At 62.7% G+C, this 26,912-nt stretch carries 30 protein-coding genes and 3 pseudogenes; 19 read left to right on the top strand and 14 right to left on the bottom strand.

Annotation, left to right across the window (positions count from 1 at the left end):
- Positions 1–75 precede the first annotated feature (75 nt).
- The 7 genes from ACZ1G0_RS02950 to ACZ1G0_RS02980 all read right to left on the bottom strand — a co-directional run bounded on the left by ACZ1G0_RS02950 (position 76) and on the right by ACZ1G0_RS02980 (position 5,341).
- Positions 76–534 carry a GNAT family N-acetyltransferase gene (locus ACZ1G0_RS02950; RefSeq protein ID WP_472735576.1) on the bottom strand — a complete coding sequence of 153 codons (459 nt, stop codon included), beginning with the start codon at positions 532–534 and terminating at the stop codon, positions 76–78.
- Positions 531–1,637, bottom strand: coding sequence for a 3-isopropylmalate dehydrogenase (gene leuB, locus ACZ1G0_RS02955; protein WP_472735577.1), 1,107 nt, complete (start codon positions 1,635–1,637; stop codon positions 531–533). Before leuB ends, ACZ1G0_RS02950 begins: the two co-directional genes overlap by 4 nt.
- 11 nt (positions 1,638–1,648) lie before the next feature.
- Positions 1,649–2,239 carry a hypothetical protein gene (locus tag ACZ1G0_RS02960; protein ID WP_472735578.1) on the bottom strand — a complete coding sequence of 197 codons (591 nt, stop codon included), beginning with the start codon at positions 2,237–2,239 and terminating at the stop codon, positions 1,649–1,651.
- A gap of 20 nt (positions 2,240–2,259) precedes the next feature.
- Positions 2,260–2,661, bottom strand: coding sequence for a hypothetical protein (locus ACZ1G0_RS02965; protein WP_472735579.1), 402 nt, complete (start codon positions 2,659–2,661; stop codon positions 2,260–2,262).
- Positions 2,662–2,666: 5 nt separating this feature from the next.
- Positions 2,667–3,482 carry a hypothetical protein gene (locus ACZ1G0_RS02970; protein WP_472735580.1) on the bottom strand — a complete coding sequence of 272 codons (816 nt, stop codon included), beginning with the start codon at positions 3,480–3,482 and terminating at the stop codon, positions 2,667–2,669.
- A 305-nt stretch (positions 3,483–3,787) separates the two neighbouring features.
- Positions 3,788–4,393, bottom strand: a complete 606-nt coding sequence (gene leuD, locus ACZ1G0_RS02975) for a 3-isopropylmalate dehydratase small subunit (protein ID WP_472735581.1) — start codon at positions 4,391–4,393, stop codon at positions 3,788–3,790.
- 150 nt (positions 4,394–4,543) lie between these two features.
- Positions 4,544–5,341: a DUF4198 domain-containing protein gene (locus ACZ1G0_RS02980; protein WP_472735582.1), complete on the bottom strand. Its 798-nt coding sequence runs from the start codon at positions 5,339–5,341 to the stop codon at positions 4,544–4,546.
- Here ACZ1G0_RS02980 and ACZ1G0_RS02985 point away from each other — a divergent pair.
- The 15 genes and pseudogenes from ACZ1G0_RS02985 to ACZ1G0_RS03055 all read left to right on the top strand — a co-directional run bounded on the left by ACZ1G0_RS02985 (position 5,340) and on the right by ACZ1G0_RS03055 (position 18,625).
- Positions 5,340–6,284: a HupE/UreJ family protein gene (locus tag ACZ1G0_RS02985; RefSeq protein WP_472735583.1), complete on the top strand. Its 945-nt coding sequence runs from the start codon at positions 5,340–5,342 to the stop codon at positions 6,282–6,284. The two genes, ACZ1G0_RS02980 and ACZ1G0_RS02985, sit on opposite strands and share 2 nt — an antisense overlap.
- A complete protein-coding gene (locus tag ACZ1G0_RS02990) occupies positions 6,245–6,469 on the top strand; it encodes a HupE/UreJ family protein (RefSeq protein ID WP_472735584.1) in 225 nt (74 codons plus the stop codon). The genes ACZ1G0_RS02985 and ACZ1G0_RS02990 overlap by 40 nt, the downstream gene beginning before the upstream one ends.
- Positions 6,470–6,595: 126 nt before the next feature.
- Entirely contained in the window at positions 6,596–8,548 is a 1,953-nt protein-coding gene (locus tag ACZ1G0_RS02995) for an AMP-binding protein (protein WP_472735585.1), read from the top strand.
- Between the two features lie 58 nt (positions 8,549–8,606).
- On the top strand, positions 8,607–9,425 hold the full coding sequence (locus ACZ1G0_RS03000; protein WP_472735586.1) for an ABC transporter ATP-binding protein: 819 nt from the start codon (positions 8,607–8,609) through the stop codon (positions 9,423–9,425).
- Positions 9,426–9,469: 44 nt separating this feature from the next.
- Positions 9,470–10,459: a branched-chain amino acid ABC transporter permease gene (locus tag ACZ1G0_RS03005; RefSeq protein WP_472735587.1), complete on the top strand. Its 990-nt coding sequence runs from the start codon at positions 9,470–9,472 to the stop codon at positions 10,457–10,459.
- Between the two features lie 5 nt (positions 10,460–10,464).
- Positions 10,465–10,692, top strand: coding sequence for a hypothetical protein (locus ACZ1G0_RS03010; RefSeq protein ID WP_472735588.1), 228 nt, complete (start codon positions 10,465–10,467; stop codon positions 10,690–10,692).
- 6 nt (positions 10,693–10,698) lie between these two features.
- On the top strand, positions 10,699–11,775 hold the full coding sequence (locus tag ACZ1G0_RS03015; RefSeq protein WP_472735589.1) for a branched-chain amino acid ABC transporter permease: 1,077 nt from the start codon (positions 10,699–10,701) through the stop codon (positions 11,773–11,775).
- Between the two features lie 56 nt (positions 11,776–11,831).
- Complete coding sequence (locus tag ACZ1G0_RS03020) at positions 11,832–13,118, top strand: ABC transporter substrate-binding protein (RefSeq protein ID WP_472735590.1); 1,287 nt, start codon at positions 11,832–11,834, stop codon at positions 13,116–13,118.
- A gap of 124 nt (positions 13,119–13,242) precedes the next feature.
- Positions 13,243–14,075 (top strand): annotated as a pseudogene (locus ACZ1G0_RS03025) (ABC transporter ATP-binding protein).
- Positions 14,076–14,085: 10 nt separating this feature from the next.
- A pseudogene (locus tag ACZ1G0_RS03030) lies at positions 14,086–15,248 on the top strand (phenylacetate--CoA ligase family protein).
- A 211-nt stretch (positions 15,249–15,459) separates the two neighbouring features.
- Positions 15,460–16,287 carry an S-formylglutathione hydrolase gene (gene fghA, locus ACZ1G0_RS03035; RefSeq protein WP_472735591.1) on the top strand — a complete coding sequence of 276 codons (828 nt, stop codon included), beginning with the start codon at positions 15,460–15,462 and terminating at the stop codon, positions 16,285–16,287.
- Entirely contained in the window at positions 16,284–16,904 is a 621-nt protein-coding gene (locus ACZ1G0_RS03040; protein ID WP_472735592.1) for an HAD family hydrolase, read from the top strand. Before fghA ends, ACZ1G0_RS03040 begins: the two co-directional genes overlap by 4 nt.
- Complete coding sequence (locus ACZ1G0_RS03045) at positions 16,901–17,797, top strand: ornithine cyclodeaminase family protein (RefSeq protein WP_472735593.1); 897 nt, start codon at positions 16,901–16,903, stop codon at positions 17,795–17,797. Before ACZ1G0_RS03040 ends, ACZ1G0_RS03045 begins: the two co-directional genes overlap by 4 nt.
- Positions 17,784–18,212, top strand: coding sequence for an alpha/beta fold hydrolase (locus tag ACZ1G0_RS03050; protein ID WP_472735594.1), 429 nt, complete (start codon positions 17,784–17,786; stop codon positions 18,210–18,212). The genes ACZ1G0_RS03045 and ACZ1G0_RS03050 overlap by 14 nt, the downstream gene beginning before the upstream one ends.
- Complete coding sequence (locus tag ACZ1G0_RS03055; RefSeq protein WP_472735595.1) at positions 18,179–18,625, top strand: alpha/beta fold hydrolase; 447 nt, start codon at positions 18,179–18,181, stop codon at positions 18,623–18,625. The genes ACZ1G0_RS03050 and ACZ1G0_RS03055 overlap by 34 nt, the downstream gene beginning before the upstream one ends.
- Here the strand turns inward: ACZ1G0_RS03055 and ACZ1G0_RS03060 are convergent.
- Positions 18,560–19,807, bottom strand: a complete 1,248-nt coding sequence (locus ACZ1G0_RS03060; RefSeq protein ID WP_472735596.1) for an MFS transporter — start codon at positions 19,805–19,807, stop codon at positions 18,560–18,562. The two genes, ACZ1G0_RS03055 and ACZ1G0_RS03060, sit on opposite strands and share 66 nt — an antisense overlap.
- A 100-nt stretch (positions 19,808–19,907) precedes the next feature.
- On the opposite strand from ACZ1G0_RS03060, the gene zapE reads away from it, so the two are divergent.
- The gene (zapE, locus tag ACZ1G0_RS03065; RefSeq protein WP_472735597.1) at positions 19,908–20,981 is read left to right on the top strand and encodes a cell division protein ZapE; all 1,074 of its coding nucleotides are present in this window, start codon (positions 19,908–19,910) and stop codon (positions 20,979–20,981) included.
- An 81-nt stretch (positions 20,982–21,062) separates the two neighbouring features.
- Here zapE and ACZ1G0_RS03070 read toward each other — a convergent pair whose 3' ends face one another.
- Genes ACZ1G0_RS03070 through ACZ1G0_RS03095 form a run of 6 tightly spaced genes read right to left on the bottom strand, consistent with a single transcriptional unit; the run spans position 21,063 to position 23,445 of the window.
- Positions 21,063–21,236, bottom strand: coding sequence for a hypothetical protein (locus ACZ1G0_RS03070; protein WP_472735598.1), 174 nt, complete (start codon positions 21,234–21,236; stop codon positions 21,063–21,065).
- Entirely contained in the window at positions 21,233–21,430 is a 198-nt protein-coding gene (locus ACZ1G0_RS03075; protein ID WP_472735599.1) for a hypothetical protein, read from the bottom strand. Before ACZ1G0_RS03075 ends, ACZ1G0_RS03070 begins: the two co-directional genes overlap by 4 nt.
- Positions 21,427–21,597 (bottom strand): hypothetical protein, encoded by a 171-nt coding sequence (locus ACZ1G0_RS03080; protein WP_472735600.1) that lies wholly within the window; start codon positions 21,595–21,597, stop codon positions 21,427–21,429. Before ACZ1G0_RS03080 ends, ACZ1G0_RS03075 begins: the two co-directional genes overlap by 4 nt.
- A gap of 31 nt (positions 21,598–21,628) precedes the next feature.
- A complete protein-coding gene (locus ACZ1G0_RS03085; RefSeq protein ID WP_472735601.1) occupies positions 21,629–22,228 on the bottom strand; it encodes a LysE family translocator in 600 nt (199 codons plus the stop codon).
- Positions 22,229–22,233: 5 nt separating this feature from the next.
- Positions 22,234–22,890: a ChrR family anti-sigma-E factor gene (locus ACZ1G0_RS03090; RefSeq protein ID WP_472735602.1), complete on the bottom strand. Its 657-nt coding sequence runs from the start codon at positions 22,888–22,890 to the stop codon at positions 22,234–22,236.
- A complete protein-coding gene (locus ACZ1G0_RS03095) occupies positions 22,891–23,445 on the bottom strand; it encodes a sigma-70 family RNA polymerase sigma factor (RefSeq protein ID WP_472735603.1) in 555 nt (184 codons plus the stop codon).
- Positions 23,446–23,644: 199 nt separating this feature from the next.
- Here ACZ1G0_RS03095 and ACZ1G0_RS03100 point away from each other — a divergent pair, with 199 nt between their 5' ends.
- From ACZ1G0_RS03100 to ACZ1G0_RS03110, 3 genes and pseudogenes are all read left to right on the top strand, one after another.
- Positions 23,645–24,943: an NAD(P)/FAD-dependent oxidoreductase gene (locus ACZ1G0_RS03100; RefSeq protein WP_472735604.1), complete on the top strand. Its 1,299-nt coding sequence runs from the start codon at positions 23,645–23,647 to the stop codon at positions 24,941–24,943.
- Positions 24,940–25,698, top strand: a pseudogene (locus ACZ1G0_RS03105) (DUF1365 domain-containing protein). Before ACZ1G0_RS03100 ends, ACZ1G0_RS03105 begins: the two are co-directional and overlap by 4 nt.
- A complete protein-coding gene (locus ACZ1G0_RS03110) occupies positions 25,695–26,912 on the top strand; it encodes an MFS transporter (RefSeq protein ID WP_472735605.1) in 1,218 nt (405 codons plus the stop codon). Before ACZ1G0_RS03105 ends, ACZ1G0_RS03110 begins: the two are co-directional and overlap by 4 nt.

The raw sequence follows: 26,912 nt of genomic DNA on the forward strand, positions 1-26,912 counted from the left end.
GCTCATTAAGTGAACATTGTTCAAATATGAAGTGAGCCCCCCTTTGGCCAGTCAGGTTTTCCCGCCCTTGACGGATCAGCGTGCCAGTTGGATCAGGGCGCGCGCGTTTGCGGTGAAAGAGGTTTTGCCATTTGAGGTCATCCCCAAACGGTCATAGAACGCTAGCGCGCCGGCTTCGCCACTTTCCCACCGCACGGAATGTGCGCCTTGATCCAAGGCACGTCTGGCAAGGGTTTGCATCAACGCGCGCCCGGCACCGGTGCCCCGGGCAGAAGCGTCCACGTAAAGCTCTTTCATGTACAGGGCAAAGCTGTTGCCTGCGGGGACGACGCGCATCCAGCAGGTGAACCCCACGGCCCGATCGCCCGCCAAGGCGATATCTGCAAACGTGCCCCGCGGGGCTGCGAGTTCTAGCAAGATATCCCTCAACAAGGCCGGATCGGCAGAGGGTTCGCCGTAATGGGTCAGGCAGTCGTGATAGAGGCGGCTGAACGCCGCCTCGTCACCTTGTTCAAACGGTCGCACCGTGATCATGCAGCCGCGTCAAGCTTGGCCAGGATCGCGTCGCCCATGCCACTGGTGGAGACAGGTACGGTGCCCTCGTCCGCCAACAGATCTGCCGTGCGCACGCCGTCTGCCAGCACGCCTTCAATGGCCGCTTCCAGCAGGTCCGCCTCGGCGCCTGCGTCGAAGGAATAGCGCAGTGCCATGGCAAACGACAGGATACAGGCGATGGGGTTGGCCTTGCCCTGACCCGTGATATCGGGGGCAGAGCCGTGCACCGGCTCGTACATCGCCTTGGGACGGCCATTCGCCATGGGCTGACCCAGCGACGCAGAGGGCAGCATGCCCAGCGACCCGGTCAGCATCGCGGCACAGTCAGACAGGATGTCGCCGAACAGGTTGTCGGTCAGGATGACGTCGAACTGCTTGGGCGCGCGGACCAACTGCATGGCACCGTTGTCGGCGTACATATGCGACAGCTCCACCTCGGGGTATTCGGCGGCGTGGATCTCGTTCACCACGTCGCGCCACAAAATACCGGACTCCATCACGTTGGCCTTCTCCATGGAGCAGACCTTGTTGTTCCGGCGCTTGGCCAACTCGAACGCGGAGCGGGCGGCGCGGGCGATCTCGGACTCGGTATAGCGTTGGGTGTTGATGCCCACACGCTCGTTCCCCTCTTTGTGGATGCCACGGGGTTCGCCGAAGTACACACCGCTGGTCAGCTCGCGCACGATCATGATGTCGAGGCCCGCGACCACGTCCTTTTTCAGGGACGAAAAATCGGCCAGCGCGTCAAAGCACTGGGCCGGGCGCAGGTTGGCGTACAGGTCCATTTCCTTGCGCAGGCGCAGCAACCCACGCTCGGGTTTCACGCTGAAATCCAGATTGTCATACTTCGGCCCGCCAACGGCCCCCAGCAGAACGGCGTCCACCTCTTGCGCCTTGGCCATGGTGTCGTCGTGCAACGGCACCCCGTGGGCGTCATAGGCGGCCCCGCCGACCAGGTCCTCGGACACGTCGAAGGTCAGGCCTCTGTTGGTGCCGAACCAGTCGATCACACGGCGCACTTGCGCCATGACTTCGGGGCCGATGCCGTCGCCGGGCAGGATCAGAAGGGAAGGGTTCGCCATAGGGGCCTCCGTTAAGCGCTTGAAAGGGTCCCGGGCGGGTTACTCTTGGGGGGCGCAGGGTCAAGGTCGTGGTCAAGGTCGTGCTCAAGGTCCACCCAGACCGGCCGACCAGATCCCGCAGTGGCAAGGGTGTCGGCCAGCGGTCCGACCTCAGGCCACAGGATGCCCGTGCCCCTGACCTGCGCATCCGCCCAAGGCAGAACATAGTCCACCCGCATGGGGCCGGTGCTGGCCCAGTCGGCGGTGGCGGTGCCCCTGTCCCCACGGGGCGTCAGGGGGTGCAAGGCTGGGTGGCGGATCAGGTCGGTCAGGGCCGCGCGTACCCCTTCGCCCCGCGCGGGGTCTTGATTGGCGCGGCCCACCAGAACGGGGTTCGGCCAATCCCCAAGCAGGCCAGCGATGTGGCGCAACTGGTCCCGGTTGCGCAGGCCATTGAAATCCTCGGGCCCGTCCAGCGCGGGGGTCGAGGCGGCAAAGGCGATCAGGGTAACACCGGCCACGGACACCGCCCAGATGCCCTTGGTGGCGATGGGCACCACGGGCAGCGCCTCGGGCGGCAACAGGTCCGGGGCGGCGCTGCCCGGCACGTCCGCCCAGGGCATCGCCCCCACATCCGTCACCGTCAGGGGCAGGCGCGACAGGATCGCAAGCCCCCGTCCCCGCGAAAAAAGCCAAAGGCGAGGGCGTCCTCAGGCTCCCCCAAGCGATTGTTCCCGTTCAGGTCGAGGCCAGAGGCAGCACCGGTGAACGGTTCCAGCGCGGCGATGTGGGCGTAATCCAGCCCCGCATCGGCCACCCGGTCGCGCAGGGCCGCCAACCCTGCCAACCCAAGATCCCAATCCACACTGGACAGCACGATCACATCCGCCCGCGTCGCGGCAATCACGGCGGCAGTGGCGAGCGCCTTGTCCGTGGGGCGCGACGTCAGATCCCGCAGCATCAGTCCCGGGCCATTGGCGGACAGGTCGGTGTCATAGAAGGCAATGCGCAAGGGGTCGGCGGCGACAGGTCCGGCCAGCAGCAACAGGATCAGGCCAGCTGCATAGCCTCTTCGGGTTCCAGCTCGGCCACCAGACGCCGCCGCTTGGCTGCGATCATGTCCGACAGCCGCCGCATGGCGATGCCGCGCATGAACAGGGAGGCTGGCAAAAAGGCCCATAGTGTCATCGTCCAGATCACGGTTTGGTCGTCAGCGAACAACGACACGTTGTAATGTCGCGAGATCAGACCCGCGAGGATAGGGGTAATGTAGGGCAAGATCAGGCCCAGAAGTACGTTTATCCGCGCATCCCGGTTCAGGCGTTTGACGATATCGGCCCCGGCGGTGGGCTCGAACGTGGGCAGATTGACCCAGACATTGAACGATCCCGTGGGGGACGGCCAGGATTTCAGGCGGATCAGGATGGCAAAGACCGTCAGCGAAACCAGCGCCACCAGATAGGCCAGCCCGGCCATCGTGCGCACGGTGGCGGCCTGGTCGGCGGTCGTGCCCTCGGGCAGGCTTGCCATGATCACCCGCACCGGAGAGCCGACGAAATCCACCGACAGGCCCAGCAACATGCCAACGGCGGACACGAACTCTGTCAACATCGTGGGCTGATAGGACCCGCGCATGACGACAGCCATCAGGAACACCGTGATGAAAATCATCAAGAACCGCACACGGTTGAACGGCGGTGCGTCGCGGAATTCGATCAAGCCGGGGTAGGTGCTGGCGTATTCGATAAAGATAAATGCGGCGGCAAATAGCCCCAGCAGGGCCACCACTTGCGTCACCTCCGGGGCGACGCCAGGCAGGAGAAGCGACGGTGTGGCAATCAACAATGCCACAAGACCGGCGCGCATCACTGCACCTGTGAGTTGCGTTATCACGCTCTGTTTACCTCAACTTGGACGGTCCGATCTAATGCCGAGCCTTTGTTCCAACTTGATCTGTCCCCGTGGGGACGGACTGCCTCATTCTTTCGATCACTTTGCCTTGATTAGCTTCATTTCGCAAGCATCTGACGCGGCTTGATAAAAGTTTCTGGCCTCACGGCATGGATCAAGGGCGCAATTTCTGGGGTTTGCCCAAAGAAATAGCCCCGGACCAAGGGCGCGGGGCTAGATGTAGTTTCCGTACCTGAGTCTTTCAGGTCACACTTTGCAGATTAGACCCAAGGGCGGGCCTGTGCCGCTTGCGCCTCGAAGGTGTCGATGGCGGCGGCCTTTTCCATGGTCAGGCCGATATCGTCCAGACCTTCCAGCAGGCAGTGTTTCTTGTGGCTGTCCACCTCGAAGGCGTATTGGGTGCCGTCCGTGGTCACGACCACTTGGTTCACAAGGTCCACGGTGATCCGCGCGTTCTCGCCATTCTGGGCGTCGTCCATGACGGCATCCACAGCTTCTTGTGGCAAAACAACGGGTAGGATGCCGTTCTTAAAGCAATTGTTGTAGAAGATATCGGCAAAGCTGGGCGCGATCACGGCGCGGATGCCAAAGTCCAGCAGGGCCCAAGGGGCGTGTTCGCGGGACGATCCGCAGCCGAAGTTGTCGCCCGCGACCATGATCTGCGCATTGCGATAGGCGGGCTGGTTCAGCACGAAATCCGGGATTTCGTTGCCATTGTCGTCATAGCGCATTTCGTCGAACAGGTTCACACCCAGGCCCGAGCGTTTGATCGTTTTCAGGAATTGCTTGGGGATGATCATATCGGTGTCGATGTTGATCAGGGGCAGGGGGGCGGCCACACCCGTCAGCGTTTCGAACTTGTCCATATCGGGTCTCCTTTGGGTGGGATGTACCGCCCCCGCGCCGGGCGCACAAGACCCCTGCAACCGGGCAAAACCCGCACCCCCGAAACCCACCCCGAAAACACCCCCGAAACGCCCCCCGATAAATTCCGGGCGATGGCCGGGCGTACAGGGTTATTCCACCGCGAAGGTCAACGCGGCCCAAAGCGAATACCAGACCGCGCCGCCGTTCGCCTGCGTCGGCTCCAGCGGCAGCATGGCGACACTGTCGGCCAGATAGCTGTGGCCGGGGCGGACGGGCAGGATGGCGATGCCGTCCGCGTCCGCCCTGTGCAGCGTGATGGCGACGGAGCCGCTCGCGGCCTTCTCGAACAGCTCGACCTGCGCGCCGGGGCGGGGGGCACCGTCCAGCAGGACTTGCACGCGGATCGGGCCGGGGTCGGTGTAGGGGTTGTCCAGCGCCACGATTTCCGTGCGCAGGCCCGTGGGCGCATCGGCCCCGGCCCCGTCCCCCACGGCGATCAGGGATTTGGCAAAGCGGCGGTATTGTTCCTTGAACCCCGCCTTGGGCAGGCCGCGGGCCGCGTGGGCCTTCAGCACGCCCGCCATGGCCTTGTGATCCACGAATTTCTGAAACTTGGCCATTTCGGTATAGGTCAGGGTGCTGTCGGTGGTTTCATGGACCACCACCAGCAGGCCGTCCGCCGTGTCCGGCCAATTCAGCGCCGGGTTGTCGCCCATGCGCGGGGTCACGGGCTGGGCGGTGTCCTGGATCACCTCGAACCGTTCTGTCCGACTGGGGATATAGATCATGGTGGGCGCCTTGAACTCTTGCCCTACGTGCAGCGTGGCTTGGGCGGGGGCCCCGGGTACGATGGTGTAGTCCAACGGCTCCACCCAGAACTCATGGGCTTGCACCCCTGCGCCAATCAGGCAAAGAAGACACGCGATACTGTAACGGAGAGATGACATGGCCCGGTTCCTTATACTGGCTTTCACAGTGGTGTTCGCGGGGTGGATGTCAATCGCCCCCGGTGTGGCCCACGAAATCAGGCCATCGGTCGCGGATGTGACCGTGGGGGCCGACACGGTCGAGGTCACCCTGCGCACCACCTTGGAACCGATCCTTGCGGGCATCGACAAGACACAATTTGCCGATACCGATGACAGCCCCCTGTCGGGTCTGAACGACACCCTGCGCGCCATGGACCCTGCCGCCCTGCGCGCGGAATTCGACACCCTTTGGCCGACGCTGGCCCCGCAGATGGGCCTGTGGGTCGATGGGGTGCGCTTGGACACGCAGGTCGTGGATGTGGCGATTCCGGCCGTGGGGGATGTGGATCTGCCCCGGGATTCGGTCCTGACCCTGCGCGCGGCCCTGCCGGCCACGGGCGATGTAGTGCTGGGCTGGAACGCGGCCCTTGGCCAAGTGGCCGTGCGGCAGGTGGACGAGGGGGCCACCTACGAGGTGCTGATCTCGGGCGGCGGCGAAACCGACCCTATGCCGCGCATCGGTGTGGCCGTACAATCGGCGGGGGACGTGTTCAGCGAATATGTCTGGCAGGGCATCCTGCACATCATCCCCATGGGTCTGGACCACATTCTGTTCGTGCTGGGCCTGTTCTTCTTCAGCCTCGCGTGGCGGCCCCTGCTGTGGCAGGTGACGACCTTTACGCTGGCGCACACGGTCACTTTGGCCATGGCGGTGCTGGGTCTGGTGAATGTGCCCGGATCGGTGGTGGAGCCTTTGATCGCCCTGTCCATCGTGATCGTGGCCGTGGAAAACATCCTGCGCGGGGGCGTGACCCCATCGGGTGGGGGCGCATCGGCGTGGTGTTCGCCTTTGGCCTGCTGCACGGGCTGGGCTTTGCCAGCGTGTTCGGGGATCTGGATGTGGCGGGCAACCTTGTCCTGAAACTGGTCGCCTTCAACATCGGGGTAGAGCTGGGCCAGCTGGCGGTGATTGCGGTGGCCTTCCTTGCGGTTGGGATCTGGTTCGGGCGCAAGCCCTGGTACCGCCGGATCATCGCCATCCCGGCCTCTCTGGCGATTGCGGCCGTGGGGGCGTGGTGGGCGTTCGAACGGGTGTTCCTGGGCTGATTGTTTTCCACGAAAGAATCTGTCGTCAACGCTTGACCTAGGAAAATTTATCTTCCTTCATAGCCCAGCGAGTAGCCCCGTCAGAGGGCACCGCTGGAAGGCCGGGCAACCGGCCAGGGAGGATAAATGGCCAACGACACCGCGCAATCGCGCGCCCTGACGACTGTTCCACAGTACCTGAACCGCAACGCGCAGGATTATCCGCGCGCTGCGGCCTACCGGGAAAAAGAGTTCGGGATCTGGCAGGAATGGTCGTGGACCCGGGCCAAGGCCGAAATTGACCAGATGGCCATGGGCCTGATTGATCTGGGCTTGGCAGTGGGCGAACACGTCGCCGTCATCGGGCGCAACCGGCCCGCCCTGTATATGTCCATGGTGGCCGTGCAATCGGCGGGGGGCATTCCTGTGCCCCTGTACCAAGATGCCGTGGGCGAAGAGATTGCCTATGTGCTGGGTCATTGCCACGCCAAGTTCGTGATCGCGGGGGATCAGGAACAGGTGGACAAGGTGATCGAGGTGCAGGACCGTATCGAGGGTCTGCGCCACATCCTGTACCACGAGCCGCGCGGATTGCGGAAATACGACCACAGCGCCATGTCGTCCCTGTCGGACCTGATGGCGCGGACCTCGGACCGGGCGGAGTTGGACCGGCGGCTGGCGGTGCAGAACGGCCAGACCACCTGCGTGATGCTCTATACCTCGGGGACGACCGGCAAGCCCAAGGGCGTGGTCCTGTCCCACGACAACATCATCAAGACGAGCCTTGCCAGTTCCGAATTCGACGGGCTGCGCCAGACCGACGATGTGCTGGCGTATCTGCCGATGGCATGGGTGGGGGATTTCATCTTTTCCATCGGCCAGGCCATGGTCACGGGGTTCTGCGTCAATTGCCCCGAAAGTGCGGACACGATGATGACCGACCTGCGCGAGATTGGGCCGACATACTATTTCGCCCCGCCGCGGGTGTTCGAAAGCCAGCTGACCAACGTCATGATCCGCATGGAAGACGCCAGCCGGATGAAGAAATGGCTGTTCGACACCTTCATGGCCCACGCGAAAACCGTGGGGCCGAAGCTGCTGGACGGGGAAACGGTTGGGTTCATGGACCGCCTGAAATACGGGCTGGGTGAATTGCTGGTGTTTGGGCCGTTGAAGAACACGCTGGGCTTCAGCCGCGTGCGCGTGGGCTATACAGCCGGGGAGGCGATCGGCCCCGAGATCTTTGATTTCTACCGGTCCATGGGGATCAACCTGAAACAGCTGTATGGGCAGACCGAAGCCAGCGTTTTCATCACCCAGCAGCGCGATAACGAGGTGCGGTCCGACACCGTGGGCACGCCCACCCCGGGGGTGGAATTGCGGATCGCGGACAACGGGGAGGTCTACTACCGGTCCCCGGGTGTCTTCGTGGAGTACTACCAGAACGCCGAAAGCACCGCGTCCACCAAGGATGCGGAGGGCTGGGTCGCCACGGGGGACGCCGGGTTCATCGAGGAAGACACCGGGCACCTGCGGATCATCGACCGCGCCAAGGACGTGGGCAAAATGGCGAGCGGCGCGATGTTTGCGCCCAAGTACGTCGAGAACAAGTTGAAGTTCTTTCCCGAGATCTACGAGACCGTGGTGTTCGGCAACGGGCGCGAGATGTGCGTGGCGTTCATCAACATCGACCTGACGGCGGTGGGCAACTGGGCGGAACGCAACAACATCGCCTATGCGTCCTATCAGGAATTGGCGGGGCATCCCCGGGTGCTGGATACGATCCAGAGCCATGTGGAGGCGGTCAACGAAAGCGTGGCACAGGATGCGATGCTGTCGGGCTGTCAGATCTCTCGGTTCTTGGTGCTGCACAAGCAGCTGGACGCAGATGACGATGAAATGACCCGCACGCAGAAGGTGAAACGGCGGACCATCGAAGCGAAATACGCGGACCTGATTGACGCGCTCTATGATGGCAAGTCGGAGATCTATACCGAGACCGAAGTGACCTATGAAGACGGGCGCAAGGGCAAGATCACCGCCACGCTGGAGCTGCGCGATGCCAAGGTCGTAGATGCGAAACGGATGGCGGCGGAATGATGGGAGACGCTCGCCTCCGGCAATCGCCCCTCCCACCATCCCGTAAGGGGGACTGCATATGAAAGACACCGTGGACAGCTATGTCACCGCGGATGGGCGCACCATTGGGGCGGTCATGATGGAGATGAAAAACATCACGCTGCGGTTTGGCGGGGTGGTGGCGATCAAGGATATCTCGTTCGATATCCGGCAGGGCGAGATCCGCGCGATCATTGGGCCCAATGGCGCGGGCAAGTCCTCCATGCTGAATGTGATCAGCGGGTTTTATAATCCGCAGGAGGGCGAGGTGTGGTTCAACGGGTCCAAGCGCGCGCCCATGCGGCCCTATCAGGTGGCCCAGCAGGGGATTGCCCGGACCTTCCAGAACATCGCCCTGTTTGAAGGCATGAGCGTGCTGGACAACGTGATGACGGGGCGGCTGAATTACATGAAGTCCAACATGCTGCAACAGGCCCTGTGGTGGGGCAAGGCGCAGCGCGAGGAGGTCGAGAACCGCGAACGTGTGGAACGGGTGATCGACTTTCTAGAGATCCAACACATCCGCAAGACCCCCGTGGGGCGGCTGCCGTATGGCCTGAAGAAACGGGTGGAGCTGGCCCGGGCGCTGGCCGCGGAACCCAAGCTGTTGCTGCTGGACGAACCCATGGCCGGGATGAACGTCGAGGAGAAAGAGGACATGTCCCGTTTTATCCTGGATGTGAACGACGAATTCGGCACCACGATTGCCCTGATCGAGCATGACATGGGGGTCGTGATGGACCTGTCTGATCGTGTGGTCGTGATGGATTACGGCAAGAAGATCGGGGACGGCACGCCCGACGAAGTGCGCAACAATCAGCAGGTGATCGACGCCTATCTGGGGGTGGCTCATGATTGAGATGTCGCGCGGGGGTATTTGGGACCCAATGAAGGGAGGGCGCCATGCCTGATCAACTGCTGTTTGCTATTGAGGTGAGCCTGAACGGGCTGATGGCCGGGGTGATGTATGCGCTGGTGGCCCTTGGGTTCGTGCTGATCTTCAAGGCCTCGGGGATTTTCAACTATGCCCAGGGGGTGATGGCGCTGTTTGCGGCGATGACCCTTGTAGGCATCCAGAACGGGCAGGTGCCTTTTGCCCATCTGATCAACGCGATATTCGGGACCAACATCCACTACTTTGGTTGGAACGTGCCCGCCCTGGGTGCGATCATCCTGACGGTGATCGTGATGATCGGCTTTGCCTGGGCGGTGAACCGATTTGTCCTGCGCCATCTGGTGAATCAGGAACCGATCATTCTGTTCATGGCGACCATCGGGCTGGCGTACTTCCTGGAGGGGGTCGCGGATCTGATGTGGGGGGCCGAGATCAAGAAGCTGGACGTGGGCCTGCCCCAGGGCATCAACGAGACGATTGACGCCGTGACCTTCAACGCCTTTGGCTATGGTCTGTTCATCGACAATCTGGACATTGTGGCCACCATCATTGCGGGGCTGCTGGTGGCGGGGCTGGTTATTTTCAGCCAGTACACCAAGGAAGGCCGCGCCTTGCGGGCCGTGGCGGATGATCACCAAGCGGCCCTGTCTGTCGGCATCTCGCTGAATTTCATCTGGGTGCTGGTCTGGTCCATCGCAGGCTTTGTCGCGCTGGTGGCGGGCATCATGTGGGGCGCGAAATCCGGGGTGCAGTTTTCCCTGTCGCTGATCGCGCTCAAGGCACTGCCGGTGCTGATGCTGGGGGGCTTCACCTCGATCCCCGGGGCGATCATTGGCGGTTTGATCATCGGGGTCGGTGAAAAGCTGTTCGAATTCCTGATCGGTCAGCCTTTCCTTGGCGGCGCGACCGAGAACTGGTTTGCCTATGTTTTGGCGCTGATCTTCCTTGTGTTCCGGCCCCAAGGCCTGTTCGGCGAGAAGATCATTGAGAGGGTATGACGCTAATGGCTGAGAAAGTTTCGACCACGTGGCACAAGTGGGGGAACCGCATGTTCCTTGCCGCGGCGGTGATTTTCGGGGCGACCTACCTTTTGTCGATGAATTCGGCGGCTGCCGGTGTGCAAAGCGGCGCGCCTGTTTGGTTCGTGGCCGTGACCTATGCCATGGCCCCCGTGGGGGCTGGACTGGGTGCGCATATGATGGGTTTCGTGACCCGCAAGATGAAAAGGTAGGGGCAGATGTTTTACCGCGAAGCCGGGGATTTCAAGACGTCCTATCAGGACGACAGCCAGACCTTTCCGATCAAGTTTGATCGGTATCGGTACTATTTCGTGTTGGCCGTGGCCTTGGGCGTCCTGCCGTTCATTGTGAACGATTATTGGGCCAACGCCTTTTTGGTGCCGTTCCTGATCTATGCCATCGCGGCGATCGGGTTGAACATCCTGACGGGGTACTGCGGGCAAGTGTCCTTGGGCACGGGCGGGTTCATGGCCGTGGGGGCCTATGCGGCCTACAAGTTGATGACCGGGTTTCCCGAGATGAACATGATCTTTGTGATCTTGTTGTCCGGGGGCATCACGGCGGTGGTCTGCGTGTTGTTCGGCCTGCCCAGCCTGCGGATCAAGGGGTTCTATCTGGCGGTGGCCACGCTGGCGGCGCAGTTCTTCCTTGTGTGGATGTTCAACAAGGTGGGGTGGTTCTACAACTACTCCGCCTCTGGTCAGATCAACGCGCCGGAGCGGACGGTGGCGGGCGTCGCCGTGACCGGCCCCGCCGTGGAGGCGTGGGCCGCCTACAGTTTCTGTCTGGTCTTTGTGATCTTGACCGCGTGGATCGCGCGCAACCTGACACGCGGGTCTATCGGGCGTCAGTGGATGGCGATCCGGGACATGGACATCGCCGCCGAGATCATCGGGGTGAACCCCCTGCGGGCCAAACTGTCGGCCTTTGCGGTCTCGGGCTTTTTCATCGGCATCTCGGGCGCGCTGTTCTTTGCGGTGTATCTGGGCGCGGTCGAAGTGGGGGAGGCCTTTGGCATCACAAAATCCTTCCTCGTGTTGTTCATGATCATCATCGGGGGGCTCGGCTCGATCTTCGGGTCCTTTGCGGGGGCGGCGTTTCTGGTGCTGCTGCCTGTGGCGCTGAAGATCGTGGGCGTGGATTGGTTCGGCTGGCCCACGGATATCGTGGCGCACCTGAACCTGGTCGTCGTGGGCTTTCTGATCATCGTGTTTCTGGTGGCCGAACCCCACGGGCTGGCGCAGCTGTGGCGCGTGGCGAAAGAGAAGTTACGGCTTTGGCCGTTTCCCCACTAGAGGGGCGGTGGGACAAGTCCCACCCTACAACAAGACGTTCAATGGGAGGAACGAACATGAAGAAACTAGCAACCTACGCGGTGGCCGCCACGATGGCCGCCAGCCCTGTGATGGCGGACCTTGTGTTCCCGTCCCTGTCGTACCGCACCGGGCCCTATGCGGCCGGTGGCATCCCTTTTGCGGATGGTTACGCGGATTACTTTACCCTGCTGAACGAGCGGGACGGCGGCATCGGTGGCGTGCCCACCCGTGTGCTGGAGTGTGAGACCGGCTATAACACCGAAAAGGGCGTTGAGTGTTACGAAAGCACCAAGGGCGAAGGGTCCCTGGTCTATCAACCCCTGTCCACGGGCATCACCTATCAGCTGATCCCGCGCACGGCGGCCGATGGCATCCCCCTGCACACCATGGGCTATGGCCGGACATCTGCGGTGAATGGCACGGTGTTCCCCAACGTGTTCAACTATCCCGCCAACTATTGGGACGGGGCGTCCATCGCCGTGAACCACCTGTTGGAGGAGAACGGCGGGTCGCTGGAAGGCAAGTCGATTGCGCTGGTTTACCACAACTCTGCCTATGGCAAGGAACCGATCCGCACCCTCGAAGTGCTGTCGGAGAAGTACGGTTTTGACGTGACCCTGTTGGCGGTGGACCATCCCGGGCAAGAGCAAAAGTCCCAGTGGCTGCAAATCCGGCGCGAGCGTCCCGATTACGTGGTGATGTGGGGCTGGGGCGTGATGAACCAGGTTGCGATCCAAGAGGCCGCGAACATCCGTTTCCCCATGGAGAACTTTATCGGCAACTGGTGGGCCGGGTCTGAAAATGACGTTCTGCCCGTGGGTGAGGCCGCCAATGGCTACAAGTCCCTTGCCATGCACAACGTAGGGTCGGATTTCCCCGTGTTTGCTGACATTCAGGAACATGTGGTGGCCAAGGGTCTGGCCGCTGGCAACGGCGATCAGATCGGATCGGTGCTGTACAACCGTGGTCTATACGCCGCGATGCTGGCCGCCGAGGCGGTGAAAAAGGCGCAAGAGATCCACGGGGTTGCCGACATCACGCCTGCGATGATGCAAGACGGCATGGCCGCGTTGGAGATCACCGAAGAGGTGATGGCCGCCGCCGGTATGGCGGACTTTGGCCCGGCGTTCAGCGTGTCCTGTGGCAACCACGGCGGGTCTGGTGAGGCCAAGGTGCAGCAGTGGGATGCCGCTGCGGGCGAGTGGAACATCATCACCGATTGGATTGCCTCTGAGCGGGAGGAGGTCATCATGCCTTTGGTGATGGAGGACTCCATGGCCTATGCGAACGAGAACGGGATCACGCCCGCCTCGTGCAACTGATGTGATCTGATCCGGCGGCAGCATTCGTTGCCGCCGGAGCTTTGGGGTATTTTTGACCCAATGAAGCTGTGGGTTTGTCTTTTGGGGCAGTGCCCGCGCGTTAACCTTAATCGGGGATGAAGAGATGTTGGATGGTGCCAAGGACCAAGTGCAGGCCGAAACCCTGTTGGAGGTCAACAACATCGAGGTGATCTACAATCACGTGATCCTAGTGTTGAAGGGTGTCAGCCTGACCGTGCCCAAGGGCGGGATTACGGCTCTGCTGGGGGGCAACGGCGCGGGCAAGACCACGACGCTGAAGGCGATTTCCAATCTGTTGCGGTCCGAGCGGGGCGAGGTGACCAAGGGGTCCATCGAGTACCACGGCGAGCGGGTGCAGGACCTGTCCCCCGCTGATCTGGTGAAAAAGGGTGTGATCCAGGTGATGGAGGGGCGCCACTGTTTTGAGCACCTGACCGTCGAGGAGAACCTGTTGACCGGTGCCTACACCCGGCGCGACGGTGGCAAGGCTGTGGCCGATGATCTGGACCTTGTGTATACATATTTCCCGCGCCTTAAGGAGCGGCGGAAATCCCAGGCAGGCTATACGTCTGGGGGGAGCAACAGATGTGCGCCATTGGCCGCGCGCTGATGTCGCGGCCCGAGACGATCTTGCTGGACGAACCGTCAATGGGGTTGGCCCCGCAGCTGGTCGAAGAGATTTTTGGCATCGTGAAGGACCTGAACGAGCGCGAGGGCGTGTCGTTCCTGTTGGCTGAGCAAAACACCAATGTGGCCCTGCGGTTTGCGCACTATGGCTATATTCTGGAGAGTGGCCGTGTGGTGATGGACGGGCCCGCCGCCGAGTTGCGGGAAAACCCGGACGTCAAGGAATTCTATCTGGGCATGTCGGATGAGGGGCGCAAATCATTCCGGGATGTGCGCAGTTATCGCCGCCGCAAACGCTGGCTGTCGTAAGGGACAATTTATGACATATTATGATGAGCTTGAGACCCGCAGCGCGGACAGCCGGGCCCATGCCCAGTTGGAAAGCCTCAATGGCCAGTTGATCCGCAATGGGATCCCCCCTATCGCGGAGCTGTCGGATCTGACGATGCTGCCGGTGATGCGCAAGGATCAGTTGGTGGGATTGCAAAAGGAAGCGCCGCCCTTTGGTGGCTTGCCGGTCAAGAATGTGGGCCATGTATTTCAGTCTCCGGGGCCGATTTATGAACCTGGCGGCGTGACGGAGGATTGGTGGCGGTTCGGGCGGTTTCTGCATGCTCTGGGCATCGGGTCCCGGGATGTGGTGCAGAACTGTTTTGGCTATCACCTGACCCCTGCGGGGCACATGTTTGAAAGCGGTGCGCGGGCGGTGGGGGCCACGGTGTTGCCTGCAGGCACAGGCCAGACAGAGTTGCAGGCGCGCGCGGCCCATGACATCGGGGTGACGGCCTATGCGGGGACGCCCGACTATCTGAAGGTGATCATGGATAAGGCCGCCGAGATGGGCCTGCCCCTGGGGATCACCCGGGCGGCGGTGTCCGGGGGGCCTTGTTCCCCGCCTTGCGTGCGGAATACGGCGACCGGGGTGTGACGTGCCGACAGTGCTATGCCACCGCTGATCTGGGGCTGCTGGCCTATGAGAGTGAGGCCGAAGAAGGCATGATCCTGGATGAAAGCGTCATTCTGGAGATCGTGCGCCCGGGCACGGGTGACCCGGTGGCCGAGGGCGAAGTGGGCGAAGTGGTGATTACGACACTGAACCCGGATTATCCGTTGATCCGGTTTGCCACCGGGGACCTGTCGGCGGTGATGCCGGGGCAGTCGCCTTGCGGGCGGACGAACACGCGGATCAAGGGCTGGATGGGTCGTGCGGATCAGACGACCAAGGTGAAGGGCATGTTTGTGCGCCCCGAACAGGTTGCCGAATTTGTATCTCGACATCCAGAGGTTGCGCGGGCGCGTGTCGTTGTGACCCGGGACGGTGCGCAGGATGCCATGGCCGTGCAGGTGGAGGCCGCGGGCGGCGATGCCGCCGCTTGGGCCGCATCGGTGCAAGAGGTGTTGAAACTGCGGGGCACGGTTGAGCGCGTGGAGGCTTTGCCCAACGACGGCAAGGTGATCGACGATCAGCGCGTCTACGACTAGGGGACCGGCCCTCGGCGGCATTGAGCCCCTTCGGTCCGCGCCTGATGCGATGCACAGGCGGTGCCTCGCTGTTGGTGGCGGGTTTGGATTGGATAGGGTGTGTTGGGGTATTTTGAACCCAATGAAGCCGGGTGGGCGCCCTTGAGTTGTGAGGCGGTGCTTGCATGCGGGCGCGGCCCCGGCCATGGTCTGGGCAAACAGGAGGCGCATCATGGAAACCCTGAGTGAAAACCGGTGCTTTGGCGGCACCCAAGGCGTGTATCGCCATGCCTCGGAGACATGTGGCGTGGACATGACCTTTGGTTTGTTCTTGCCTGAAGAGGCGGCGGACGGCCCTGTGCCCGTGCTGTGGTATCTGTCGGGTCTGACCTGCACCCATGAAAACGCCATGGTGAAGGCGGGCGCGCAGGCTTGGGCCGCAGATCAGGGGATCGCGTTGATCTTTCCCGACACCTCGCCGCGCGGGGCGGAGGTGGCGGACCACGATGACTATGATCTGGGCCAAGGGGCCGGGTTCTATGTGGATGCGACCGAAGGGCCTTGGGCGCCGCATTTTTCCATGGAATCCTACATCATGGAGGATCTGCCCGCCCTCGTGTTCGACCGCTTTGCGCTGGACCCCGAACGCCAGTCGATCACCGGCCATTCCATGGGCGGGCATGGGGCATTGACCTTGGCCATGAAGCACTCGGACCGGTTTCGGTCGGTGTCGGCTTTTTCGCCCATTTGCAATCCGGCGGCCAGTGATTGGGGGCAAAAGCAGCTGGGTGCCTATCTGGGCGAGGGGGCCGAGTTTGAAGACCACGACGCCAGCCACCTGATGCGGGTGGATGGGCTGGATATCCCGCTGTTGGTGGACACGGGCACAGAGGATCAGTTCTGGGACCTTCTGCGCACCGAGGCGCTGGCCAAGGCCATGGCCGATGCGCGCGTGGCCGGGCAGCTGCGCCTGCAAAAGGGCTATGATCACAGCTATTTCTTTGTCTCGACCTTTATCGAAGACCACATCGCATTCCACGCAGAGGCGCTTTACGCATGATCGACGCAGTTGTTTTCGACATCGGGAATGTGTTGATCGAGTGGCAGCCAGAGCATTATTTTGACCGCCATTTTGGTGAGCATCGCCGCCGGGACCTGTTTGGCACGGTGGATCTGCATGCCATGAACGACCGGGTCGACAGCGGCGAGAACTTTCACGATGTGCTGGCGGAAACCGAGGCCGCCTATCCCGCCTTTGCCACTGAAATCCGCGCGTGGCACGACGACTGGATCCAGCTGGCCAGCCCGGTGATCCCTCATTCCGTACACCTGCTGCGCGCATTGCGGGCCAAGGGTGTGCCAGTGTTCAGTCTGACCAATTTCGGGGTGGAGACATTTGATTATGCCGCCTCGATCTACAGTTTCCTGAACGAATTTGACCAGGACTATGTGTCGGGGCGCATGGGGGTGATCAAGCCCAGCCCGCGCATCTACGAGATGTTGGAACAGGGTTGCGGCGTCGCCCCGGACCGCCTGCTGTTCACCGATGACCGCGACGACAACATCGCCGCGGCCCGGGCGCGCGGCTGGCAGACCCATCTGTTCAAGGATCCGCAGGGCTGGGCCGACAGCCTTGTGCGCCACGGCCTGTTGACGGCCGAGGAAGCCACGCGATGACAGCCCCCCTATGGATCGGGCCCGAGGCGGAGGCACGGTTGGATTGGTTGGGCCTGTGTCGCGCGTTCGAGGCCGGGCACCGCCTGCCCCGCGCAGAGATCGGCGATACGTTCCTGTATCGGGGCAAGGACACAGTTCTTTCCCGCGCGGCGTGGATCGACGGGCTGGGGATGCTGGTCAAAACCGCCACGATCTTTCCGGGCAACACCGATCGGCCCACGGTGGGCGGTGCGGTCAGCCTGTTTGACGATGGGAACGGGACCCTTGCCGCGACCCTTGATTTCGGGCTGATCACCAAGTGGAAGACCGCAGGCGACAGCCTTTGGGCCGCGTTGCAGCTGGCCCGGCCGGGCAGTCAGCGGATTTTGATCGTGGGTGCTGGCACTGTGGCGGCGAACCTGCGTGCGGCCTACGGCGCCGGGTTCCCGGACGCGCAGTTCACCATCTGGGCCCGCGACCCGGTCAAGGCAGCGGCCTTTGGCGCGGCCTACGATTGTGCGGTGGCCGATGATTTGCAAAGCGCCGTGCAGGCCGCGGACATCATCACAAGCGCCACCATGGCGACGGACCCGTTCATCAAGGGCGACTGGCTGCGCCCGGGCCAGCACCTTGACCTGATCGGCGCCTACCGCCCCGACATGCGCGAGGCGGACGACACCGCCCTGACACGGTCGGCTATTTATGTGGACAGCCGCGCCACGACCATCGGCCATATCGGAGAGATCGAAACGCCCTTGCAAGCGGGCACCATCACCCCTGCCGATATCCGCGCCGATTATTATGACGGGCCGTTGGTCCGGCCCAGTGACGACGCGATTACACTGTTCAAAAACGGTGGCGGCGCGCATCTCGACCTGATGACAGCGCGCTATATTTTAGATGCTGCGAGTTGACCTGCCCGAGGGGGCCACGGCCTACGAGGTGCAGGGCAAGGGGCCGCTGATCCTTTTGATCCACGGGCTGACCACGCCGATGTTCGTCTGGGATGCGCTGGTGCCCGAGCTGGTCGCGGCAGGCTACCGCGTGCTGCGGTATGACTTGCTGGGGCGGGGCGCCTCAGCGGCCCCACTTGGTCCCTACGACACCGACCGATACCTGCGCCAAGCGGTGCAGCTGCTGGACCATCTGGCGGTGGAAGGCCCGGTGACGGTCGTGGGTTTTTCCATGGGCGGGTCCATCGCCACGGCCTTGGCTACGGACAGGCCCGACCGGGTGGGACGGGTCGTCCTGATCTCGCCTGGGGGCTGGGTCATGTGCTGGGCTGGGGCTACCGTATGGGGGACTTGGTGCCGGTGCTGGGGCCGCTGATGTGGTACGCCTTGGGGGCGTGGTACTTGCGGCGCGGCATTGCCGCCGACACCACACTGCCCGGCGAGATGAAGGCCAAGTTGGTGGCCGAGACGCGCAAGCGGGGATATCTGCGGGCGGTCCTGTCGTCCTACATCGAGACGCTGGGCGAGGATCACATCATCCGCCACGCGCGTCTGTCGGAACGGGGTATGCCGGTCTGTGCGATCTGGGGGGCGAGGGACGAGGTCATCCCCATTGTGAACCGCGACCGCCTTGCGGGCCTGAACGCGGAGGCGGTGCAAGTGACGGTGGATGCGGCGGGTCACGACCTGCCCTATGCGCACGCCGAGGCGGTGCTGCGCGTGCTACTGGGCGGGGACGAGGGCGGTGGGTTTCTCGCGGATCGGGATGTGGACGATAGCCGACAGTAGCCCGACGCCGACCCCGACCCACCAGACCGTTTCGTACCCGCCCGTTGCATCATACAGGGTGCCCCCCAGCCAGACGCCCATGAAGCTGCCCAATTGGTGGCTGAAGAACACGATACCATAGAGCGTCCCCATATAGCGCAGCCCGTAGATATGGGCGACAAGACCGGATGTCAGGGGCACCGTCGCCAGCCAGAGCGACCCCATCACAAGGCTGAACAAGACTACGGTGAACGGTGTGATCGGGGCCATGATGAAGGCAGCGGCGGCAAGTGTGCGCCCCAGATAGATCGCCACCAGCAGGTTCTTGCGGCTGTAGGTCTTGCCCAGATAGCCTGCATAGATCGTGCCTGCAATATTGGTCAGACCGATCAGCGCGATGGCAAAGGCCCCAAGGGCGCTGGTGGTGGTCACGCCGATGCTGGACAACATGCCGTTGGGGTCGATCGGGCCGCAGTATTCGGTGATCATGGCCGGAAAGTGGGCGGTGATGAAGGCCAGTTGGTAGCCACAGGAAAAGAAGCCGATGAAGATCAGGATGTAGCTGCGGTCGGTCAGGGCGCGTCTGAGGACGGTGCCCATGCTTTCCTCCAGCTCGGCGCGGGTGGCCATGGGCTGGGCCCGCAGCAGGGGCAGGCAGGCAAAGGTGATGACCAGGATGCCGCCTGCGAAGATCAGAAAAACGCCCTGCCATGTCATCACGGCCAGCAGGGTGGCCGCTACAATGGGCCCTACGACTTGGCCCGCAGACCCGGCGGCGGTGGCGATGCCAAGGGCCATGGACCGGTTTTCGTCGCTGGCCGCGCGGCCCACGACCGCCAGCACCACGCCGAACCCCGTGCCTGCGATGCCAAAGCCCACAAGGATGTTCAGAAACTGGTGCTGCCCGGGGGTGAAGGCATAGGCCGACAGGGCCATGCCCACCGCATACATCAGCGCGCCCCAGATGATCGCCTTGCGGTCCCCGAACTTTTCCGCCAGCGCGCCAAAAATCGGCTGGCCAATCCCCCAGGCCAGGTTCTGGATGGCAATGGCGAGGGAGAATTCTGCCCGGGGCCAGCCGAACTCTGTCTCGATGGGGATCTGAAAGATGCCAAAGGCGGCGCGAATGGCAAAGCCCGCCATCAGGACGATGCAGCCCCCGATGAGGATGGGCGTGAAAAGGGGGGTACGGGTCTGTGTCATTGGCCGACTGTGGTGGGCGCGCGCGTTCGGGTCAAATGAAAGATTTTGCCGCAACGGTTCAGCTTTTCTAATGTGGGCGGCGTGGGTTAGACACGAGGCCATGGCTGATCCGTTAACCGCTATCTACGACGCCCGTGTGGCCGAAGGGGCCTTGCGCCCGGACCCCGCGCAACGGGCCGCCCTTGTCCCGTTGGAGGAGCTGCGGGAGCGTTTGGACCACCCCGAGCGTAAGGGTCTGTTCGCCCGCGTGTTCCGCAAGGATACCCCAGAGGGGCCCCTTGGGGTCTATATGTGGGGCGGGGTCGGGCGCGGCAAATCCATGCTGATGGACCTGTTCTATGACGCCCTTCGGGTGCCCGCGCGCCGGGTACATTTTCATGCCTTCATGCAGGAGATCCACGCGGGCATGGCCGAGGCGCGCAAGCGCGGGGTGTCTGACGCGCTGGCCCCCGTGGCCGAAGGGATCATCCGCGATGTGCGGGTGCTGTGTTTCGACGAGATGCAGATCACCGACATTACCGACGCCATGATCGTGGGCCGCCTGTTCGAGGCGCTGTTCAAGGGCGGCGTCTATGTGGTGACGACGTCCAACAGGGCGCCCAGCGACCTCTACAAGGATGGGCTGAACCGCCAGCTGTTCCTGCCCTTCATAGCGCTGATTGAAGAGCGGTTGGAGGTGCGGGAGTTGGTCAGCGCGACGGATTATCGCCAGAATCGCCTTGCGGGCAGTGGCGTCTATTTCGCGCCGTTGAACGCAGACACCCGGGCGCAGGTGAACGGGATCTGGGACGACCTGACCGGTGGCCAGCGAGAGGGTCTGGTGCTGCATGTCAAAGGGCGGCAGGTCGAGATCCCGGCGTTTTGGGGCGGTGTGGCCAAGGCGACCTTTACGGAGCTGTGCGGGCGGCCCTTGGGCGCGGGGGACTATCTGGCCTTAGCCCAGGCCTGTCGGGTATTGATCCTGACGGAGGTGCCGCAGCTGTCGTCGGAGCGGTTCAACGAGGCCAAGCGGTTCGTCACCCTGATCGACGCGCTCTACGAGGCGCGGGTGCGCGTGATCGTGCAGGCGGCGGCGGTGCCGGATATGCTGTATCTGGACGGTGCGGGCAGTTTTGAGTTTGAGCGCACCGCAAGCCGGTTGATGGAAATGCAGGACGCGGCGTGGGGTGCCTGACCTGAAGGGCGCGACCTAGTCGGTCGCGGTTGCGGATGTGGGGGCTCTGCCCCCGGCGCGGTGCGCCGCCCCCGAGGGTATTTAGGGAACAATGAGGGTGAGGGTCGTGGCCAGTGCGGCGATCAGTGCTGTCAGGCCCAACCAAGCGTAGCGTTTGTTGGGGTCGGATCGGTCTTGGATCAGAACCAGCGTCAGCACCGCCCAAAAGATACCGGCGAGGGCCATCAGGGCCAGCAGTGTGATCGTCAGCTTCATTTGGTTTTCCACAGCTGCCACGCCGACCAGATGCCTGTACCGCCGAAAAACAGAGTGCCGATGGCTGCGACCTCCATCCATGCGTAGCCGGTCAGGTCTTGGGTGCCGAGCGCGACTGCCATGGCGCAGAGGCCAAAGATCGAAAAGCCAAGGCGGAACCAGAGCTCGCCACGCGAAGGGCCAAACTTGTTCACAGCAATGCGTCCAACGCGACGTAGAGCAGGGTTTGGGCCACGACGAAGCTGGCGAAGGCGATCATCGTCAGGCGGATCAGGCGCAACAGCTGGGCACGGCGTTGACCGGCGGGCTGTTTGACCAGCGAGATGCCTTGTGTGCGAGAGATGTGGATGGCCCAAGTCATGGGCAAGAGTGTGGGCCGCGCGGACGTCGTGTCAAGTCAGAGCCAGTGCCGTGCCGCAAGCCACAAAGCACAGGGCCATGGCCCGTCGGAACCAGACGCTGAACACGGCCCCAAGGGCGCGGCGGCCCAGCCAGTGGCCAAGGGCCGTGTAGGTCGTGTAGCTGGCTGCGGTCAGGGTCAGGGCGGTGGGCAGGATCACCCACATCTGTGTCAGGATCGGCACGTCCGGTTGGACGAACTGGCTGAACGCCGCGATATAGCCTGCCACGGATTTCGCGTTGAGCGTTGCGATCAGGAAAGCGCGTCCGAACAGCCCGCCCGAGGTTGCGGGGATCTTGGGCGGCTTGTGTGCGGTCAGCCAGCCCTTGACGCCGAGACAGATCAGGAAGGCTGCACCGCCGAGTTTCAGGGCAACAAAGGCGGTAGGGGAGGCGAGTATCAGGGCGGTCACCCCCAAGGCCGCGCCCCACAGAAACAGGAAGGCTTGGGTCAGGATGGCCGCAACGCACCACAGGGCACGCGGTAGCCCCGTTTGCATGGCAGTGGTGATGCAGTTGACGGCATTGGGGCCGGGAGTCGTCACAAAGACCACCCAAAACATGGTGAAGGTGATCCATGCCTCGAACGTCAAGGACGCTAGATGCGCAGGATTTTCTGTGCGATGCGCGGCAAGAACCCGTTGAAGCGCAGGGGCGCGTCGGTGACGATCAGGCAAATGCAGTCTTCGCCAATATCCGCCACGGGGGTGTGTTCGTCGTCAGTGTTGGCGATTTCGATATCGCCACGCCCGAACCGTTCACCGTCGTCGATGAAGGCCCCTTGCAGGACCAGCGTGACTTCGATGCCGTGGTGGCCGTGATCCGGCATGGCTTGGCCGGCGGGGATGCGCAGCAAGCGGGCAACGGCGCCCTCGTCCCCGGTTTGCAGGACGCATTGTTTGACGCCCAGGCCGGCAGGTTTCCATGCCACCGCGTCCACGTCGCCGCCCGCATAGTCGCGCAGGCATCGTGGGAAAACGGCGTTGTGGGAGGGAGCCTTGGCGGCCTCTGGCACGGTGTCGGCGGGGGCGGTGCCCATGATGCGGGCCATCGTCGCCTCGAAGCTGTCGTCGGCCAGTTCGGCCTCGCCTGCGTCTTGCAGCACAGCGCCGCCAAGCGCCTCGAACGAAGACAGGCGCGCGCGGGCGTCATCGTTTAGGGACACATGGGATGCGACCACAAGGTCAAACGCCTCGGGCAAGGCGCCCGCCGCATATCCCATCAAAAGGTCGTCGTTGATATGGTGAGTAACCATTTATAATGCCTCCGCGCCCATGGAGTGGCGCAACCGTTCGATCGCCAACCTAATGCGCGACTTGATCGTGCCAAGGGGAAGTCCGGTTTCAGCGGCGATTTCGCTATGCGTCAAATCGCCGAAAAAGGCACGTTCCACCAAAATGCGCTGTTTGTCGGGAAGTGTTTTCAAAGCCTCTGCGAGCCGCGCGCTGTCTTGTTGCAGCGCGATGACGTCCCCTTGTTCAGGTTCAGCCTCGGGGCCCCAGGGCAAATCTTCGGGTTCGGGGCGGCGTGATTTTCGGATGATGTCGATCTTGCGGTTCCGCGCAATCGTAAAAATCCACGTCGAGACGGAGGCTCGCGTGGGGTCATAAAGATGCGCCTTGCGCCATAGCGTTGCCATGACTTCCTGCATACATTCCTCCGCCAGGGACATATCGGCCCCGGATTTCAACAAAAACGCCTTCACACGGGGGGCAAAGTGGCGGAACAGTTCAGCGAAGGCCCGTTGGTCCTTGTCGGTCCCAACGGCGATGATCTGTGCAACCCAATGCGCCTCGTCGTCTTTTGTCATCATAACGGCAGAAGTCCGGTGTTCCCCATCGCGCGGTGGATACGCACGCGAAGGTTGTATCATCCGCCCATCTGACGTTGCGATCAACATAAATCTGTTACGGGGCGGTCTTCCGCTTGGATCACAAATTCTTTTTTTGAACCATTTGGGATTTTGGTCCGTATATGTAAACAAAACTAGACAGATCAGAGGTTTCACAGTGCCATTCGAAGTTTACACCACCGCCCCCCGCCGTATCGCAATCATTGGGGGTGGGATTTCTGGCATGGCTGCCGCCTATCACCTGAGTCAGGAACACTCGGTCACCTTGTACGAGGCAGAGGGACGTTTGGGTGGTCACGCGCGCACCAAGATCGCGGGCAAGAACGGGGATCAGCCTGTGGATACGGGCTTTATCGTCTTCAACTACGCTAACTATCCCCATCTGACGCGCCTGTTTGCGGAACTAGACGTGCCAGTTGCTAAATCGGACATGAGCTTTGGTGCGTCCTTCGACGATGGGCGGTTGGAGTATAGTCTGCAAACGATGGACGCGCTGTTTGCGCAACGCAAGAACGCGGTCAGCCCGACCTTCCTGCGAATGGTGCGTGATATCTTGCGCTTCAACGCCAAGGCCGAGGCAGCAGCGGAGGCGGGCGAGATGACGCTGGGCGCGCTGTGCGATCAACTCGGCATGAGCAAGGCGTTCCGCGAGTTGTACATTGGCCCCATGTCTGGCGCGATCTGGTCCACCCCGTCCATGAACATTTTTGATTTCCCTGCCAAAGCCTTTGTGGAGTTCTTCAAGAACCATGCCCTGTTGCACCACACTGGCCAGCATCAGTGGTACACGGTGGACGGTGGGTCGATCCAGTATGTCACCCGGCTGGAGGCGGCCCTGACCAACCGCACGGTGCAGGTCAACAAGGGCGCACCCGTTGATGCGGTGCGCCGGACGGACGGCGGCGGTGTCGAGGTCAAAGCCCAAGGGGCCGAATGGAAGGGCTATGACGAGGTGATCTTCGCCACACACTCCGATCAGACACTGGCCCTGCTGTCTGATGCGACACCCGAGGAACGCGCCAATCTGGCCGCCGTACGCTACCAGCCCAACCGCGCCACCCTGCACGCTGACCCAAGCGTGATGCCCAAGCGCAAGAAATGCTGGGCGTCCTGGGTCTATTCGGAAACCGGGGGCAACCGCACCGGGGCCATCGACCTGACCTACTGGATGAACCGCCTGCAAAACATCCCCGAGGATGACCTGCTGTTGGTGACGCTGAACAGTCAGAAAGAGATCCGGCAGGAGTTGATCTACGACGAAGTCACCTTTGCCCACCCTGTGTTCGACGTGGCCATGGCCGGCGCGGTGGACCGGATCAAGGCCACCAATGGCGCGGCCAACACGTGGTTCTGTGGTGCGTGGATGCGCAACGGATTCCACGAGGACGGCTATGCCAGCGCTTGGGATGTAGTTGAGGGGATCAACAAATCCGCACCGGCGCTGGCGGCCCAATGACCCGCGTCCTTGACCATATCGCGGGCCACACGTGGCACGGGCGTAAGGGCGATGTGTCCAACGCGTTCAAGTATTCCATTGACTACGTGATGCTGGATTTGGCCGACGAGGGGCCCTTGCCCGCGCTGTTCTCGCGCAACGGGCGGGGGCTGGCGTCGGTGCATGACACGGATCACGGGGGGCGCCCGGCGCGGGGCGGGGCCTGTCGTGGGTGGCAGACGTGCTGGACGCCCATGCCTTGCATTTCGCGCGCGGCAAGACCTTGCTGCTGACCCAGCCGCGCATGTTCGGCTATGTGTTCAACCCGGTCAGCTTTTGGCTGTGCTACGACACGGAGCAAGAGCTGCGGGTGGTGATTGCCGAGGTCAACAACACCTTTGGCGACCGTCATTCCTATTTGTGCCACACGGAAAACCTCGCGCCTATTGATCCCAGCACCAAGATGCTGGCGACCAAGATTTTCCACGTCTCGCCGTTTCAGGTGGTCGAGGGAGGCTATACGTTCCGTTTCGACATCACCGCGGACCGGATTGGCATCTGGATCGACTATTCCGCCGGGAAGGGGGCTTGATCGCAACGCTATGTGGGCCACGCAAGCCGCTGACCTCTGTGGGTCTGCTGCGCGCCGCGATCCGCCGCCCCTTGGGCGCGCGCCGGGTCATGGCCCTGATCCACTGGCAGGCGCTGAAGTTGTGGTGGAAGGGGGCCAAGTACCACCCCGTCCGACACCGCCCGCGTCCGAGGTGTCCCGTTGACCCAAGGCCTGCCACGGTATGCGGTGTTTGCAGGCGTGTTGGCGGCGGCGGGCCTGCCGATCTATATCCACGCGCCCAAGTTCTACGTGGACGAATACGGCGTCTCCTTGGGGGCGCTGGCGATTGCCCTGTTCGCCCTGCGCCTGATCGACGTGATCCAAGACCCGCTGCTAGGGTGGGTGTCAGAGGCCGCGCGCCGCTATCGCGGAGCCATGGTCGCGGGGGGCGGGGCGCTGATGGCCGTGGCCATGGTCGGCCTTTTTGCTGTCACTCCGCCGATCGCGCCGGTGTGGTGGTTTGCCGTGACACTGGCGGCGCTGTTTTCGGGCTTTTCCCTGCTGACGATCAATTTCTACACCCAAGGCGTGTTGAAGGCCGAGGCGTTGGGCGCTGGCGGCCACGTGCGCCTTGCCACATGGCGCGAGACCGGCGCGCTGGTGGGCGTCTGCCTCGCCGCCGTGGCCCCGGTGGTCCTGATGGGTACGGGCGCGCCTTTTGCCGCCTACGCGGGCCTGTTCGCCGTGGGGGCCGGGCTGGCCGTCTGGTTGATGCGCAGCGAATGGCGCACCGCCACCACGGACCCCGGCGCGCCCATGTCGCTGGTGTTGCGTGACGCGACGGCCCGGCGTCTGCTGTTGATCGCGCTGATCAATGCAGCCCCCGTAGCGGTGACCTCGACCCTGTTTCTGTTTTTTGTGGAATCCCGGCTGGACGCTCCGGGGCAAGAGGGGCCGATGCTGCTGCTGTTCTTCCTCGCCGCCGCCGCAAGCGCGCCGGTTTGGGGCAAGATCGCCGCCCGACTGGGCGCACGCCGCACGCTGTTGATCGGCATGGCGTTGGCGATTGTCACCTTTGCCTTTGCCTTAACCCTTGGATCGGGCGATCTGTGGTTGTTTGCGGTGATCTGCGTCGCCTCGGGTGCAGCGCTTGGCGCGGACCTTACCCTGCTGCCTGCGATTTTCGCCCGCCACATGGGGCGGATCGCGCCCAATGCGGGCCAGGCCTTTGGCCTGTGGTCCTTTGTTTCCAAGTTCACCCTCGCTTTTGCCGCCGTCACGCTACTTCCTATCCTACACGCCAGCGGCTTTGCCTCGGGAACGACCAATCCCCCACAGGCGTTGACCACCCTGACGATCCTATACGCAGGGGTGCCCTGCGCCCTGAAACTCGTCGCCATCGCCCTTTTGGCTGCGACCCCGCTAGAGGAGACCTGA

The organism is Thalassobacter sp. HA4-2 (genome assembly GCF_055693705.1).

Excerpts from the sequence above, each read along its gene's own strand:
- ACZ1G0_RS02950 (WP_472735576.1), bottom strand. The coding sequence starts at position 534 with ATGATCACGGTGCGACCGTTTGAACAAGGTGACGAGGCGGCGTTCAGC.
- leuB (WP_472735577.1), bottom strand. The coding sequence starts at position 1,637 with ATGGCGAACCCTTCCCTTCTGATCCTGCCCGGCGACGGCATCGGCCCC.
- ACZ1G0_RS02960 (WP_472735578.1), bottom strand. The coding sequence starts at position 2,239 with ATGCCCTGGGCGGACGTGCCGGGCAGCGCCGCCCCGGACCTGTTGCCG.
- ACZ1G0_RS02970 (WP_472735580.1), bottom strand. The coding sequence starts at position 3,482 with ATGCGCGCCGGTCTTGTGGCATTGTTGATTGCCACACCGTCGCTTCTC.
- leuD (WP_472735581.1), bottom strand. The coding sequence starts at position 4,393 with ATGGACAAGTTCGAAACGCTGACGGGTGTGGCCGCCCCCCTGCCCCTG.
- ACZ1G0_RS02985 (WP_472735583.1), top strand. The coding sequence starts at position 5,340 with ATGGCCCGGTTCCTTATACTGGCTTTCACAGTGGTGTTCGCGGGGTGG.
- ACZ1G0_RS02980 (WP_472735582.1), bottom strand. The coding sequence starts at position 5,341 with ATGTCATCTCTCCGTTACAGTATCGCGTGTCTTCTTTGCCTGATTGGC.
- ACZ1G0_RS02995 (WP_472735585.1), top strand. The coding sequence starts at position 6,596 with ATGGCCAACGACACCGCGCAATCGCGCGCCCTGACGACTGTTCCACAG.
- ACZ1G0_RS03000 (WP_472735586.1), top strand. The coding sequence starts at position 8,607 with ATGAAAGACACCGTGGACAGCTATGTCACCGCGGATGGGCGCACCATT.
- ACZ1G0_RS03005 (WP_472735587.1), top strand. The coding sequence starts at position 9,470 with ATGCCTGATCAACTGCTGTTTGCTATTGAGGTGAGCCTGAACGGGCTG.
- ACZ1G0_RS03010 (WP_472735588.1), top strand. The coding sequence starts at position 10,465 with ATGGCTGAGAAAGTTTCGACCACGTGGCACAAGTGGGGGAACCGCATG.
- ACZ1G0_RS03015 (WP_472735589.1), top strand. The coding sequence starts at position 10,699 with ATGTTTTACCGCGAAGCCGGGGATTTCAAGACGTCCTATCAGGACGAC.
- ACZ1G0_RS03020 (WP_472735590.1), top strand. The coding sequence starts at position 11,832 with ATGAAGAAACTAGCAACCTACGCGGTGGCCGCCACGATGGCCGCCAGC.
- fghA (WP_472735591.1), top strand. The coding sequence starts at position 15,460 with ATGGAAACCCTGAGTGAAAACCGGTGCTTTGGCGGCACCCAAGGCGTG.
- ACZ1G0_RS03040 (WP_472735592.1), top strand. The coding sequence starts at position 16,284 with ATGATCGACGCAGTTGTTTTCGACATCGGGAATGTGTTGATCGAGTGG.
- ACZ1G0_RS03045 (WP_472735593.1), top strand. The coding sequence starts at position 16,901 with ATGACAGCCCCCCTATGGATCGGGCCCGAGGCGGAGGCACGGTTGGAT.
- ACZ1G0_RS03050 (WP_472735594.1), top strand. The coding sequence starts at position 17,784 with ATGCTGCGAGTTGACCTGCCCGAGGGGGCCACGGCCTACGAGGTGCAG.
- ACZ1G0_RS03055 (WP_472735595.1), top strand. The coding sequence starts at position 18,179 with ATGGGGGACTTGGTGCCGGTGCTGGGGCCGCTGATGTGGTACGCCTTG.
- ACZ1G0_RS03060 (WP_472735596.1), bottom strand. The coding sequence starts at position 19,807 with ATGACACAGACCCGTACCCCCCTTTTCACGCCCATCCTCATCGGGGGC.
- zapE (WP_472735597.1), top strand. The coding sequence starts at position 19,908 with ATGGCTGATCCGTTAACCGCTATCTACGACGCCCGTGTGGCCGAAGGG.
- ACZ1G0_RS03070 (WP_472735598.1), bottom strand. The coding sequence starts at position 21,236 with ATGAAGCTGACGATCACACTGCTGGCCCTGATGGCCCTCGCCGGTATC.
- ACZ1G0_RS03080 (WP_472735600.1), bottom strand. The coding sequence starts at position 21,597 with ATGACTTGGGCCATCCACATCTCTCGCACACAAGGCATCTCGCTGGTC.
- ACZ1G0_RS03090 (WP_472735602.1), bottom strand. The coding sequence starts at position 22,890 with ATGGTTACTCACCATATCAACGACGACCTTTTGATGGGATATGCGGCG.
- ACZ1G0_RS03095 (WP_472735603.1), bottom strand. The coding sequence starts at position 23,445 with ATGACAAAAGACGACGAGGCGCATTGGGTTGCACAGATCATCGCCGTT.